14 protein-coding genes are annotated in these 12,664 nt (G+C 71.9%); 3 read left to right on the top strand and 11 right to left on the bottom strand.

Going from position 1 to position 12,664, the window contains the following annotated elements; translation table 11 throughout:
* Positions 1–2: 2 nt before the first annotated feature.
* Together ACLF3M_RS22395 and ACLF3M_RS22400 are read right to left on the bottom strand one after the other, a co-directional pair.
* Positions 3–596, bottom strand: a complete 594-nt coding sequence (locus ACLF3M_RS22395) for a LysE family translocator (protein WP_430659206.1) — start codon at positions 594–596, stop codon at positions 3–5.
* Between the two features lie 75 nt (positions 597–671).
* A complete protein-coding gene (locus ACLF3M_RS22400; protein ID WP_430659207.1) occupies positions 672–1,334 on the bottom strand; it encodes a winged helix-turn-helix transcriptional regulator in 663 nt (220 codons plus the stop codon).
* A 130-nt stretch (positions 1,335–1,464) separates the two neighbouring features.
* Here ACLF3M_RS22400 and ACLF3M_RS22405 point away from each other — a divergent pair, with 130 nt between their 5' ends.
* Positions 1,465–1,809: a hypothetical protein gene (locus ACLF3M_RS22405; RefSeq protein WP_430659208.1), complete on the top strand. Its 345-nt coding sequence runs from the start codon at positions 1,465–1,467 to the stop codon at positions 1,807–1,809.
* 191 nt (positions 1,810–2,000) lie between these two features.
* Here the strand turns inward: ACLF3M_RS22405 and ACLF3M_RS22410 are convergent, their stop codons facing one another.
* The 7 genes from ACLF3M_RS22410 to ACLF3M_RS22440 all read right to left on the bottom strand — a co-directional run bounded on the left by ACLF3M_RS22410 (position 2,001) and on the right by ACLF3M_RS22440 (position 9,332).
* Positions 2,001–2,936 (bottom strand): 3-keto-5-aminohexanoate cleavage protein, encoded by a 936-nt coding sequence (locus tag ACLF3M_RS22410; protein ID WP_430659209.1) that lies wholly within the window; start codon positions 2,934–2,936, stop codon positions 2,001–2,003.
* 137 nt (positions 2,937–3,073) lie between these two features.
* The gene (locus tag ACLF3M_RS22415; RefSeq protein ID WP_430659210.1) at positions 3,074–3,784 is read right to left on the bottom strand and encodes an ABC transporter permease; all 711 of its coding nucleotides are present in this window, start codon (positions 3,782–3,784) and stop codon (positions 3,074–3,076) included.
* A complete protein-coding gene (locus ACLF3M_RS22420) occupies positions 3,781–4,698 on the bottom strand; it encodes an ATP-binding cassette domain-containing protein (RefSeq protein ID WP_430659211.1) in 918 nt (305 codons plus the stop codon). Before ACLF3M_RS22420 ends, ACLF3M_RS22415 begins: the two co-directional genes overlap by 4 nt.
* Positions 4,695–5,798 (bottom strand): ABC transporter permease subunit, encoded by a 1,104-nt coding sequence (locus ACLF3M_RS22425; protein ID WP_430659212.1) that lies wholly within the window; start codon positions 5,796–5,798, stop codon positions 4,695–4,697. Before ACLF3M_RS22425 ends, ACLF3M_RS22420 begins: the two co-directional genes overlap by 4 nt.
* Entirely contained in the window at positions 5,795–6,721 is a 927-nt protein-coding gene (osmF, locus tag ACLF3M_RS22430; protein ID WP_430659213.1) for a glycine betaine ABC transporter substrate-binding protein OsmF, read from the bottom strand. The genes ACLF3M_RS22425 and osmF overlap by 4 nt, the downstream gene beginning before the upstream one ends.
* A 52-nt stretch (positions 6,722–6,773) precedes the next feature.
* Positions 6,774–6,971, bottom strand: a complete 198-nt coding sequence (locus tag ACLF3M_RS22435) for a hypothetical protein (RefSeq protein ID WP_430659214.1) — start codon at positions 6,969–6,971, stop codon at positions 6,774–6,776.
* 93 nt (positions 6,972–7,064) lie between these two features.
* A complete protein-coding gene (locus tag ACLF3M_RS22440; RefSeq protein ID WP_430659215.1) occupies positions 7,065–9,332 on the bottom strand; it encodes a DUF3141 domain-containing protein in 2,268 nt (755 codons plus the stop codon).
* A gap of 356 nt (positions 9,333–9,688) precedes the next feature.
* On the opposite strand from ACLF3M_RS22440, the gene ACLF3M_RS22445 reads away from it, so the two are divergent.
* A complete protein-coding gene (locus ACLF3M_RS22445) occupies positions 9,689–10,456 on the top strand; it encodes a family 16 glycosylhydrolase (RefSeq protein ID WP_430659216.1) in 768 nt (255 codons plus the stop codon).
* A 175-nt stretch (positions 10,457–10,631) separates the two neighbouring features.
* Positions 10,632–11,663 carry a family 16 glycosylhydrolase gene (locus ACLF3M_RS22450; protein WP_430659217.1) on the top strand — a complete coding sequence of 344 codons (1,032 nt, stop codon included), beginning with the start codon at positions 10,632–10,634 and terminating at the stop codon, positions 11,661–11,663.
* Positions 11,664–11,840: 177 nt separating this feature from the next.
* Here ACLF3M_RS22450 and ACLF3M_RS22455 read toward each other — a convergent pair whose 3' ends face one another.
* On the bottom strand, positions 11,841–12,248 hold the full coding sequence (locus ACLF3M_RS22455) for a four-helix bundle copper-binding protein (protein WP_430659218.1): 408 nt from the start codon (positions 12,246–12,248) through the stop codon (positions 11,841–11,843).
* Positions 12,249–12,313: 65 nt separating this feature from the next.
* Entirely contained in the window at positions 12,314–12,658 is a 345-nt protein-coding gene (locus ACLF3M_RS22460) for a P-II family nitrogen regulator (RefSeq protein ID WP_430659219.1), read from the bottom strand.
* Positions 12,659–12,664: the final 6 nt, after the last annotated feature.

Here is a 12,664-nt window from a genome sequence, read left to right on the forward strand (position 1 = left end):
CGTCACCACAGCATCGGCACCAGCGTCGCGGCCAGCAGCAGGCCCATGACGACATTGAACCACCTGAGCCGCGCGGGCTCCGACAGCCAGTCGCGCAGCGCGACGCCGAAGCCGGCCCAGGCCGCCAGGCTCGGTAGGATTGCCAGCGCGAAGACTGCGGCGACCAGCAGCGCGGAGACGAAGGGTGCCTCGGCCGAGGCATAGACCGCCATCGCGCTGCCCGCGGCGATCCAGGCCTTGGGGTTGATCCACTGGAAGGACGCGGCCTCGCGGAAGGTCAGGGGCTTCGCTACCGCGCCTTCGCGCCCCATGGACCGCGACGAGCCGAGCCGCCAGGCCAGGCTCAGCAGCCAGGCCGCGGCCGCCAGCTTCAGCACGAGGTGAAGCGCCGGCGCCGCGGCCAGCAGCGCGCCGAGGCCGAGGCCCACGGCCAGCAGCAGCGCCCCGAAGCCTGCCGCGATGCCGAAGAGCTGGGGGAGCGTGCGGCGGAAGCCGAAATTCGCGCCGGAGGCCAGCAGCATGAAGTTGCTCGGCCCCGGGGTGATGGAGCTGACGAAGGCGAAGACGAGCAGCGCGACAAGCGCATCGGCGGACATGATGGGACCTCGGGATGTCGACGAACCCGTAATGCGCCGGGCGGGCGCGCAAGGGCGGTCCGGAATCCGGACCACTCAGGCTGCCGGGCGCACCGCCGCGAATCGGTAGCGCGCGAACCAGCGGGGAAAGGCGCGGACGAGGTCGCGTTGTCCCTCGAGGCCGAGCCCCATGCGCCGTGCTGCGGAGAGTTCCACGTCGCCGCGCCACCACGCGGCCAGCGCGGGCAGCGATCCGTGCAGCCGCAGCGGCTCGGGGAAGCCGGGATTGTGGTCGCAGAGCGCGGCCTCGGCATCGCGCAGCAGCAGGAAGCGGCGGGGCTGGCCGCGCATCTCGATGCGCAGGACGACGGGCCCGCGGGGCAGGGCCTCCGGCACCACGCGCCGCTGCATGTCCACCAGCACGGGCTCGAGGTCGATGTCCTCGGCCGCTGCCCGGCGCGGCAACCAGCGCTGGCCCCAGGCCGCCAGCGCGCCGATCGTCGCGGCCAGTTCCTCGCCGGCCGGCGTCAGCGCGTATTCCGGACCATGCGCGCCGTCCTGCTTCGCCACGGCGCCGGCCTCGGCCAGCGCGACAAGGCGCTCGGCCAGCACGGTGCGGGAGATGCGGGGGATACCCCGCCTTATGTCATTGAAGCGGCGGCTGCCGCAGAGCAGCTCGCGGACGACGAGCAGCGTCCAGCGCCCGCCCAGGACGTCCAGCGTGCGCGCGACGGCGCAGAACTGACCATGGCTTGCCATGCCCAAGCCTATCACGAGGCGCAGCCCGTGGCGGTCCGGAATCCGGACCGCGGGCTGCGCCACGAATCATCAACCTTCCTCCCGCATCCTGAGTTCGCATCCCAGGGGATCGCCGGAAGGAAGAAGGGTCATGCGTCGTCTCGCCGCCGCTGTCGCGTTCATGCTGCACGCGCAGCTCGCCTCGGCGCAAATCGTCCATCTCGGCGAGGTCGAGCGCTGGCTGCTCGCTCTCGGCCCGATGGTGGAGGCGATGGGCTGCATCGGGCATGACGACCCGCTGCGGCCGGGGCTGGACGCCATGCTGCGGGAGACGCACACGCAGGCGCTGCGCGCCATCCATGGCGACTACGAGAAGGGCATGCTCGCCGGGCGCCTGGCCGCGCACCAGCCGGCGGCGGTCGAGGACGACGCCGACTGCCACCGCGTCCTTGCCGCCATGGCGCGCGGCCTTCTGCGGCTGCAGCTGCTTCGCTGAACCCTCTCCACCCGCAGGGGGGCCGACGCACGGCGTCGGCGCCGGAGCGGTCTGCTTCAGCCGACAACGCGCAAGCTAGGGCAGGGCCAGGGGGCGCGCAAAATGCTGAGGGCGTTCCAAAATCTGCACGTGCCCCTCACCCAACCCTCTCCCCCATAGGCGGGGGAGAGGCTTTCGGCAGCTCCTTGCCCTCAGAACGCGACCTTGTCGCCGCCCTTCAGGCTCAGGATCTCCCGCGCCTCGTCCGGAGTCGCGATCTCCATCCCCAGCCCCTCGATGATCTGGCGCGCGAGCCGCACCTGCTCCGCGTTGCTCTCGGCGAGTCTGCCCGGCCCGGACCACAGGCTGTCCTCCAGCCCCACACGGACGTTGCCGCCCATCGCCGCGGCCTGCGCCGCAACCCGCAGCTGCGACGCGCCGGCGCCGAGCACGGACCACCGGTACTGCTCGCCGAACAGCCGGTCGGCCGTGCGCTTCATGTGCAGCACGTCCTCGGGGTGGGCGCCGATGCCGCCCTGGATGCCGAACACCGTCTGGATGAAGAGCGGCGGCTTCACCAGGCCCTGATCCAGGAAGTAGCGCAGGTTATAAAGGTGCGCGGTGTCGTAGCACTCGAACTCGAAGCGGGTGTCGTTCTCCCGGCAGGTCGTCAGGATGTGCTCGATGTCGCCGAAGGTATTGCGGAACAGGATGTCCTTGTTGGCGAGGTAGTCCCGCTCCCACTGGTGCTTGAAATCCTTGAAGCGGTTCAGCATCCCGAACAGGCCGAAATTCATCGAGCCCATGTTCAGCGAGGCGACCTCGGGCTTGAACACCGCGGCGGGTTTGACGCGCTGCGCGATCGTCATGTTGGGCGAGCCGCCGGTGGTCAGGTTCACCACGCAGTCACTGCGCTGCTTGATCACGCGGAGGAAGGGCTCGAAGGCCTCCGGCGACTGGTCAGGGCGCCCATCCCCGGGATCGCGGGCGTGCAGGTGGACGATGGCGGCGCCGGCCTCCGCCGCGCCGATCGCGGCGTCCGCGATCTCCTGCGCGGTGACCGGCAGGTGCGGCGACATGGACGGCGTATGGATCGCACCGGTGACGGCGCAGGTGATGATGACCTTGCGGCCGAGCTTGCCGGACATCGCAACCTCCCTTGGATCGTGCCGCCAGCGTGGCCGCGCGGCGCGCGGTGCGCAAGCCGGTCAGCATGCTGCCGGCGCTAGCCGGTCAGCACGCTGCCGCGCGCTAGCCGGTCTGTACGCTGCCGCGCGCAACCCGGTCAGCGCGTGGCCAGCGCCGAGGCCAACAGCAGCGCACCCTCGGCTGCAAAGGCGAGCGCGGCGCTCGCCGCCGCACCCTGGATCACCATCACCTGGTTCTGGTTTTGCAGGCCGAGCACGATGGGCGTGCCGAGCGTTGTCGCCCCGGCCAGCGCGCCGACGGCAGCGGTTGCGACGGACAGCACCAGCGCCACGCGCAGCCCGTCCAGCATCAGCGGCCAGGCCAGCGGCAGCTCGACTTCCGTAAGGGCACGGCGCGGCGGCAGGCCGATGGCACGCGCCGCGGCCAGCGCATCGCGCGGCACCGCCTCGATCCCCGCAACGGTCGCGCGCAGCACCGGCATCACACCGTAGAGCAGCAGCGCGAGCGCCGTCGGCCAAAGCCCGAAGCCGAAGGCCGGCACGGCGATCGCGACCACGACGACGGGCGGCACCGCCTGCGCGGCCGCAGCCGCCGCGTCCACCGCCGGCCGCATGCCGAGGCCCGACGCGCGGGTGACCCAGATGCCCAAGCCGAGGCCGAGCAGCGCCGCCGCGCCGGCGCCGACCAGCGCGAGTCCGCCATGCGCCACCGCCAGGCCGCCCAGCCGGTCGGCAGGGAAGGGGCTCCCGGGCTGGCCGATGGCGCGGCCGGCCAGCGTCGCGCCCTGCGGCGTGGCCAGCGCCGCGAAGATCGCCGCGAGCAGCAGGGGCGGCCAGGCGCGTCTCATTGCGCGCGCAGCAGCCCCGTGGCGGAAAGCGATCCCGTCGCGCCGGCCAGCGCGACCCGGTCGCAGCCGCGCTCGGCCATCACTGACAGCGCATCGGCCAGGCTGGCGTCTTCCGGCAGCACCGGTGCATCGCCGGGCGCGGGTTCCGGCTCCAGCGCCGACGCGGCAGGCAGCACGGAAAGGCGTCGAAGGCCGGGCTGTGCGCCGCCCAGCAATTCGCGCGCGAAGGGATCGCCGCCGGGCGCCATGATCGCCCCCGGCGGCCCGTTCGCGACGACGCGGCCGGCGCGCAGCACGACGACATGCGTGCCGAGTTCCAGCGCTTCCTCTGGGTCATGCGTCACCAGCAGGATGGTCTTGCCGGTCTCGGCATGGATGCGGCGGAGCTCCGCGCGCAGCTCGCGCCGCGTGATCGGGTCCACCGCGCCGAAGGGCTCGTCCATCAGCAGGATGTCGGGATCGGCAGCCAGCGCGCGGGCGATGCCGACGCGCTGCGCCTGGCCGCCGGACAGCGCGCCCGGCAGCCGCTCCGACAGCGCGGGGTCGAGCCGCAGCATCGCCAGCAGCTCCGCGACGCGCGACGCGATGCGCGCGCGGTCCCAGCCCAGCAGCCGCGGCACCGTCGCGATGTTCTCGGCCACCGTGCGATGCGGGAAGAGGCCGACGGACTGCATGGCATAGCCGATGGACCGGCGCAGCGCGGCGGGGTCCATGCGCATCACGTCCTCGCCGCGCACGCGCACCGCACCGGAAGCCGCCTCGACCAGCCGGTTGACCAACCGCATCAGCGTCGTCTTGCCGGAGCCCGAGGGCCCGACCAGCGCGCAGAGCTCGCCTGCCCCGACCTCGAGGCTGACGCCATCCAGCGCGCGCATCGCACCGAAGCTGACCACGGCATCGCGGATCGAGATCACGCGAAGCGCCTTTCCGCCGCGCGGACCAGCGAATCCGCGACCAGTGCGAGCGCCACGACGGGCAGAGCGCCCAGCAGCATCAGGTCGGTCGCGAATTGCGCGAGGCCCTCGAAGACCAGCGCGCCCAGCCCGCCCGCGCCGACCAGCCCGCCCAGCGTGACCAGCCCGATGGCCTGCACCAGCGCCACGCGCAGCCCCGCCACGAAGACCGGCAGCGCGAGCGGGATGCGGACCTCGCGCGTGATGCGCGTCTCCGTCATGCCGATCGCCTGCGCGGCGGCGACGGCCGCGGGATCGGCGGCCGCGAGGCCGCCGCAGAGGCTGCGGAACAGCGGCAGCGCGAGATAGGCCGCCGTCGCAATCACCGCCGGCGCCGGCCCGATCGCGCCGAGCCCGGTCGCGCGCAGCCCCGGCAGCGCCGCGAGCACCGCCGCCAGCAGTGGGATCAGCAGCGCGAAGAGCGCGATGGCGGGGATCACCTGCACGCCCGCGAAGGCCGCGTCGAGCAGCGCGGCGAGGCGCGGGATGCGGAACGCCGCCCAGGCCAGCGGCGCCGCGACCAGGATCGCCACCGCCAGCGCCGACGCCGCCAGCGACAGGTGGCGCAGCAGCGCGGCCTGCACCGCCTCGGACCGCGCGCGGTACTCCACCATCAGCGACAGCGGATCGAGCATGCCGGAGGCCAGCAGGATCGCCACACCCGCGACGGCGCCCACGGCCAGCACCGCGCGCGCCATCGGCCGAAGCGCCGCGGCGCGTGCGGCGGCCAGCACCAGCGTCCCCGTCAGCGCCAGCCAGAAGCCTCCGCCAAGGCCCGCCCGCGCCGCGGGCGACGAGCCCGCCAGCGCCTGGCCGGCCTCGCGCCCCGTGTCGCCGAGCAGCAGCAGCGCCGCCGCGACCGCGCAGAAGGCCGCGACCGCGGGCGGCGTGCGGCGGGGCAGGGCGACGACAACCAGCAGCGCGACCGCGATCCCGACCGCGCCCAGCGCATCCAGCGCGGATACCGCCTCGCCCGGCAGCAGCCGGTTCGGCGCGACGGCGAGCCAGGGCAGCGGCAGCAGCAGCGCCGCCAGCGCCGCCACCGCCGGCAGTGCGATCACCGCAGCATGCCGATCTCGCCGAGATAGGCGCGCGCCACGGCGGGCGCCGGCTGGCCCTCCACCGCGATCCTCGCGTTCAGTTTCTGCAGCGTCGCCAGGTCCAGCGAGGCGAAGACCGGTGACAGCGCATCGCGAATCGCGGGGAAGCGTTCCAGCACCGCAGCGCGCACCACCGGCGCGGGCTCGTAGACGATCTGCGCGCCCTTGTCGTCGCGCAGCACCACCAGGTTCAGCGCGGCGATCGCGCCATCCGTCCCATAGGCCATCGCGGCGTTGACGCCGGAGATGCCCTGCGCCGCGGCGCGCAGCGTCACCGCGGTGTCGCCGCCCGGCAGCACGGTGATCCGGTCGCGCGGGAAGCTCGCGCCATAGGCCGCCTCGAAGGCCGGCAGCGCCGCGGGGCTTTCCACGAACTCCGCCGAGGCCGCGAGCCGCATCGCCCCGCGACCCGCGGCGGCAAAGAGGTCGCCGATGGTCGCGAGGCGCTCGCGTGTCGCGACGTCGCGGCGGACGGCAATCGTCCAGGTGTTGTTCGCCGGTGCGCGCGGAAGCCAGACCAGGTTGTTGCGTCCCTTGTCGAGCTCGGCCGCCATGGCATAGGCGCGGTCAGCGTCTCGCCATGCCGGATCGTTCGCCCGGTCGAAGAAGAGCGCCGCGTTCCCCGTGTATTCGGGGTAGAGGTCGATCTCGCCCGCCAGCAGCGCCTGCCGCACGATCCGCGTCGGGCCGAGGCCGAGCCGCGCCTCGGTCGGCACCTGCGCCTGCCCCAGCGCCAGCAGGATCAGGTTTCCAAGCAGCGCGCCCTCGGTGTCGATCTTGGAGGAGACGACGACCCGCGCCTCCCGCTGCGCGAGGGCGCGGCCTGCCGCCAGCGTCGCCATGCCGCCGAGCAGGGCCCGCCGGCGCCATTCGATGTGTCGCATGTCTTGCTTCCGTCCGCTCCCGGAAGCGACAAAGCGCGAGCAAGCGCCCGGTTCAGTCCCGGTGGTCGAGTGCGCGCCACAGCGCCAGCGCGGCCTGGCGCGCGGCATCCTCCTCGGCGGCCAGGCGCAGCCGCTGCCCGTCGCGCGTGACGAGCTGCAGCTCGGCGCCGGTCCCGGAGGTGATCAGGGAGGCCGCGACCAGATCAACCGGCGCGTTCGGCCGGGCCGGTCGGCAGGTGGTCGGCGTCATCGGGTATTCCTCTCGTCCCGTCTCGCGCGCGGTCTTCGCGCGTGGCGGTAGAGTGGCGAACCGAATCTTGCCGTCCGGTGAACGATCCTCGTCTCAGCGCAAGGCCGCGCGCACCCGTTGCAGCATGGCCAGCGCGTCGTCGCCCAGCTCGTCCTCCGGGCCCGCCACGTCCTCCACGGTCTGCAGCGCGCGGCGGCGCTCGGCCTCGGTGGGCAGCAGCGTCGGCAGCGTCGCGATCGCCTCCTCCGGCGCGAGGTCCACGACCAGCGTCTGCTCGCGGATCAGCGCCTGGCGGGCGGCGGCCGTCATCTCGGCGAAGGGCGCCTCGCCCGTCAGCAGGGCCTGGCTGCGCGCGAGGCGCGTGCGCCGGACCGCGCCGCGGGCGCGCGCCATCAGGATCATCATGCGGATCACCGCCTCGGCGTAGCCGCCCACCGCGACGTTGGCGAGCGCGGTGCGCACCTCTGGCGCATCGGCCAGCATGTCGGCGGTCTCGACCACCTCGTCCTCGGGCGTGGCCGCGGCCATGCCCCAGGCCGAGAGCCCGCCATAGACCGCGTGGAAGGCGGCCTCGGTCCAGGCGTCGCGCCAGTCGCGCCAGGTGTCGATGGCGTCGCCGACGCGCTCGGCCATCGCGCGCTCGGCGTCGAGATAAGGGTTGCCGGGCGAGGCGGTCGCGCGGCCTGCCTTCACGCGCTCCGCGGCCGCCGCGAAGGGCGCCATGAAGGGGTTGAGGTCGGACACGAGGTAGCGCCGAGCGCGGAGCGGATGCAGCTGGCGCCGCAGCTCCGCCGTCCGCTCCGTCGTCATCTGCCGCAGGATCGGCCCGACGACGAGGTCGTAGACCGTCTGGTTGGCAGCGGCGATCTTGGCGACGGCGGGGAAGGCCTCGTTCTCCGCCTCGCCCGACAGCGCCAGGATGTCGGCGATGGAGCGCGAGACCAGCTCCACCTGGTAGCCGGTGTTGAGGCCGCTGCCCTCGGTGTCGGTGATCCGCATCTCATACAGGCCCGGCGCCACCGCCTCGATCATGTCGAGGGTGTTGGCGATTTCCGTGTGTTCGCGGTTCGCGACCTTGCCGCTGACGAAGATGCCGAGATGCCCGATGTCGTCATGGACGAGGTAGACGATGGTCTGGCCGAGGCGCCGGATCTCCTTCTCGTCGCGATAGACGTCGGCGATCCAGCGCAGCGCCTGGCCGGGAGGGGTGATGTTGTCGCCGGCCGAGGCGAAGACGACGATCGGCGACTTGATCGCGCGCATGTTGAAGGTCGTGCCGCCGCGCGCATTCGGGCCGGCGCTGATCTCGCCGCGGGCGAAGCGGTCGCCGATGAAGAGGTTCTCGACGATCCAGCGGATCTCGTCGCGGTTCATCAGGAAGTAGCCGCCCCACCACTTCTCGAATTCCAGGAAGCGCTCGGGCTCGGTGTCGGCCTGCTCGTACAGCGCCCAGTACTTGCGCCACCAGGTGTTGCCGGGCGACAGCGCCTCGAAGTTGAGCACGAGGTTGGCGCCGTCGAACTTGCCGTTGCCGAGGTCGGCCAGCATCGCCGCCGGCCATGACCCGCCAGCCAGCCCACCCATGTAGCGCATGGGATTGCGGCCCTTCTCGCCCGCCCAGTAGGACAGCGGCGCGCCGTTCAGCACCAGCGGGCCCGTCAACTCGGGGTCGGAGGCGCCGAGCATCATCACGGCCCAGCCGCCCTGGCAGTTGCCGATCACGACAGGCTTCTGCGCCTTGGGGTGGAGTTCGTGCACCTTGCGCAGGAAGGTGCGCTCGGCCGCGGTGATGTCGAGGATGGTCTGCCCGGGCTCCGGGTCCTTGAAGAAGATCACGAAGTAGACGGGATGGCCGCGGCGCAGCGCGACGCCGACCTGGCTGTCCGACTTGAAGCCGCCGATCCCGGCGCCGTGGCCGGCCCGCGGGTCGATGATGACGAAGGGCCGCATCGCCGGGTTCGTCGCGGGGTAGCCCGCGGGCGGCCTGATCGCGACGAGGGCGTAGTTGCAGGGCCGCGACAGGGTGCGGCCGTCCACCAGCATCTCCCACTCGAAGAACAGCACGGGCGGGCAGCCCGCCTTCTCGTGCTCGACGAAGGCGTTCCCGGCACGGCGCATCGTGTCCCAGAACAGGACGCCGCGCTGCGACGCGTCCACCGCGTATTCCATCGCGTCCCGCATCAGGGACAGCGGGCCGCGGCCGAGGAAGGCGAAGGCGGCGGGGGTGCGCGGCGGCTTCGGCTTCAGCGCCTCGGCTTGGCGGGCGGCGACCTCGGCGAGGCTGCGGGCCTGTTCGATGGCGCGGCTGACGCGCTCGGCGCCGCGGGCGACGTATTCGGGCAGCGGAGGGATGGCGTTCACGGCGAGATTCGGTCCTACTTTCCTGTGTCATGCTGCAACGCAGCAAAGCACGGTCGGTCGCATAGCACGGTGCCCGCGGCGGGACCACAGCGACGTCGTCTCGCGTCCAGGTTGTATCACAGCCGCGTGTTTATGTACCGGACGGTCCGGGAACGGCGCGTGTAAGCATCTCGGAGGGGGAGGCGCGCGCCGCGCGGTCCCCTGCCGGGGTGGCGCTGTGCGTCCCGGATCCCAGCACCCTGCCCGGGGTGCGCCGCGGACGGGCCGGGCAGCCCGCCGCCCCACTCAACGCTTCCCGGCCAGCGCGCACACCGCGCGGCGCCGGCAGCCCATGACCCCGAGGAGAAACCCCGCGCATGGCGGCCAACGACCCCCTGCACATCACCTTCGACAACGGCGACTTCGGCTCGATCGGCAACATCTTCAACGTCAACACGTCCGTCCCCGGCCAGGTGACGCTCGGGCCGAGCGGATCGGCCATGATGGAATGGGCTGTCGGGCCCGATGCCGGGCACGGCTACGGCACCTACACCGTGGTCGCGAAGCTCGACGGCGGCACGGAAGGCGCCGGCATCGTCTTCTGGCCTGCCGACAACAGCTGGCCGGGGCAGGAGATCGACCTGGTCGAAATGATGCCGGACGGGTCGGGCCGGCAGTACGGCACGCTGCACTGGAACGCTGGCGGATCCGACGCCTACGAGTCGCGCATCTTCGACGGCGTCTATGGCGGCAGCTGGCACGAGTACCAAATGGTCTGGGAGCCCGGGAAGATCACGATGAGCGTCGACGGGCAGGTGAAGACCGCCTTCACCGACCACGTTCCCGCGGATTACGCGCATGGCGGGATGAACAACACGATCGGGGCGCTGAACCTGAAGGACTACACCTCGATCAGCATCGCCGATGTCCGCTACGACCCGCTGTATGCAGCGGCACCGGCGCCGACGCCCGCCGCGACGGTCTCGGCGATCGCCGCCGACGTGGTGCACGACGCCGCGACGACCACCGACGTGGCGAATGACGCCGCGACGACCCTCGCGGCGGCGGCCGACGTCATTGACTGGAACGCGTTGGCGGCGCTGGCCACCGCCAACTACGAGGCGACGGGCAGCTGGTTCGTCTAGCCGCGCGCCCTCGGGCAGCGACGTGACCGTGGCGGCCGGCACACAGCCGGCCGCCCATCCCATTAATCGAAGCGTCGCGCTGCATCCCGACGCAACCTGTCGCGCTTTCAGCGCACAAGCCCCGAGCCCTGGCCCGATCGGTCAGTGCTGAGCGGGCCGGAGACAGGACCACCGCATGGCCCAGGCACCCCACGAGCCCATCCTCTACGATCCCTACGCGCCGCTGCACATTACCTTCGACAATGGTTGGCAGACCATCGGCGACATCTACCACGCCGACACATCCGTGCCCGGGCAGGTCACGCTGGCGAGCGACATGACGCTCGGCCATTCCATGTTCAAGGAATGGTCGGACGGGCCGGCCGCCGGCCATGGCTACGGCACCTACACCGTTGTCGCGAAGCTTGACGGATATCTCTCGGGGCCCGGGATCGTGCTCTGGCCAGGCGACGACAAGTGGCCGGGACCCGAAGTCGACATGGTCGAGATGATGCCGGACTGGACGGGCCGGCAATACGCCACGATGCACTGGAATGGTGGCGGGTACGACGACTACTACTCGCAGCTCTTTCCCGGCTACGTCGAGCCCGGCGTCACCCATACCTACCAGATGGTTTGGCAGCCCGGGAAGATCACCATGACGGTGGATGGCGACCACAAGGTCGACTGGGCGGTGAACGTGCCCGCGGACTATGCGCATGGCGGCGTGAACCTGACGCTCGGGGCGATCAACCTGAACCTCGAGACATCGATCACGGTCTACGACATGAAGTACGACCCGCTCTATCCCGAGCTCGCGGGCCAGTACACGTCGCTGTCGGGCACGTCCCTGACCGGGGCGCCGCCGACCGCCACGACGCCGCCGCCCGTCACGACGCCCGTCACGACGCCCGTCACGACGCCCGTCACGACGCCACCGCCGGTGACGACCACGGACCCGACGCCCGCGCCGGCGGAGCAGGTGGACTGGAACGCGATCGCCGCGCTGGTGCAGGCTAACTACGAGGCGACGGGCCAATGGTACGTGCCGAGCACCTCGACGCCGACGACTACGACGACGACGCCCAGCACGTCCACGACGACGCAGCCCGCGCCGGTGACGGAGACGCACACCGACACGTCTTCCGCCACGGCGCCCGTGGACTGGAACGCGCTGGCCGCGCAGGCGCAGGCGAACTACGAGGCGACGGGCACCTGGTGGATCTGACCCGACCACCCCCTCCTCCGCTTGCGGGGGAGGGATGGGGAGGGGGCCGGTGCGACCCGACCTAGCCCGCGATCGCTCTGAGTGTGCACGCCGCAGGCGGGCATACGAAGAGCGTGAATCGCCGGGCCGGAGAAAGCTGGACCCGCATTGCCCTGACACCGTCAGGGCAATGCGGGTCTAGTGCCGCCGCATGCTGCCCGCCGCCTCCGCGCAGGCGCGCTCGCAGCGGCGGCACGCTTCGGCGCAAATCCGGCAATGCGCGTGGTGGCCGGCGTGCCGCTCGCATTCCTCCGCGCAGACCCGGCAGGCCGTCTCGCACGCCGCGAGCATTGCGACGATCACCCCCTCGTTCGAGCCCGTGCGGCGCGACGCGACCGACGCCGTCGCGCCGCATACATCCGCGCAGTCGAGATCCAGCCGGATGCACTGCGTGAGCTGCTGGACCATCCCCTCGCCGAGGCAGGCATCGGCGCAAGCGGTGCAGAGCTGAGCGCAGTCCAGGCATTCCTCGATGCAGCGGACCAGGGCGTCGTTGGCGTTGCCGCGCACCTGCGGGTGGGTGCGGATCATCTCCATGGCGTGCATGGGCGGGCCTCCTCGGGCTGAAATCCCCCAGGCAGGCCCAACACGACGCGATAGGCGCGGTTCGGTCAGCCGCCCTCGGCGCCGACGAAATGCTCGAGCCGCACGACCTCGGTGTCGGAGATGAACATCACCCCCGAGCCCTTCTGGAAGAGCGGCGTGAGGCCGGCGGCGATGCGCTTGATCACGGCCTCGGTCCCGACGGCCATGAACATCATCACGCTCGCCTGGTCGTTCCAGAGCAGCCGGCCTTCGTGGAAGCCGTGATGGCCCTGGCCCGCGACGTCGCGGAACAGCGTCCAGCCCGTGCAGCCCGAGCGTTCCAGCAGCTCGCGCACGAAGGCCTGGCGTTCGCCGGGCAGGATGATCTCGATCTTCTTCAGCTTGTGGAAAACGAGGGTGTCGTTGCTCATCTCTGG

The sequence above is a fragment of the Falsiroseomonas sp. HW251 genome, from assembly GCF_050563545.1.
Classification (GTDB): Bacteria; Pseudomonadota; Alphaproteobacteria; order Acetobacterales; family Acetobacteraceae; genus Falsiroseomonas.

What these genes read in the sequence shown, in the direction of transcription:
- ACLF3M_RS22395 (WP_430659206.1), bottom strand. Translation starts at nt 596, where the DNA reads ATGTCCGCCGATGCGCTTGTCGCGCTGCTCGTCTTCGCCTTCGTCAGC.
- ACLF3M_RS22400 (WP_430659207.1), bottom strand. Translation starts at nt 1,334, where the DNA reads ATGGCAAGCCATGGTCAGTTCTGCGCCGTCGCGCGCACGCTGGACGTC.
- ACLF3M_RS22405 (WP_430659208.1), top strand. Translation starts at nt 1,465, where the DNA reads ATGCGTCGTCTCGCCGCCGCTGTCGCGTTCATGCTGCACGCGCAGCTC.
- ACLF3M_RS22410 (WP_430659209.1), bottom strand. Translation starts at nt 2,936, where the DNA reads ATGTCCGGCAAGCTCGGCCGCAAGGTCATCATCACCTGCGCCGTCACC.
- ACLF3M_RS22415 (WP_430659210.1), bottom strand. Translation starts at nt 3,784, where the DNA reads ATGAGACGCGCCTGGCCGCCCCTGCTGCTCGCGGCGATCTTCGCGGCG.
- osmF (WP_430659213.1), bottom strand. Translation starts at nt 6,721, where the DNA reads ATGCGACACATCGAATGGCGCCGGCGGGCCCTGCTCGGCGGCATGGCG.
- ACLF3M_RS22435 (WP_430659214.1), bottom strand. Translation starts at nt 6,971, where the DNA reads ATGACGCCGACCACCTGCCGACCGGCCCGGCCGAACGCGCCGGTTGAT.
- ACLF3M_RS22445 (WP_430659216.1), top strand. Translation starts at nt 9,689, where the DNA reads ATGGCGGCCAACGACCCCCTGCACATCACCTTCGACAACGGCGACTTC.
- ACLF3M_RS22450 (WP_430659217.1), top strand. Translation starts at nt 10,632, where the DNA reads ATGGCCCAGGCACCCCACGAGCCCATCCTCTACGATCCCTACGCGCCG.
- ACLF3M_RS22455 (WP_430659218.1), bottom strand. Translation starts at nt 12,248, where the DNA reads ATGCACGCCATGGAGATGATCCGCACCCACCCGCAGGTGCGCGGCAAC.
- ACLF3M_RS22460 (WP_430659219.1), bottom strand. Translation starts at nt 12,658, where the DNA reads ATGAGCAACGACACCCTCGTTTTCCACAAGCTGAAGAAGATCGAGATC.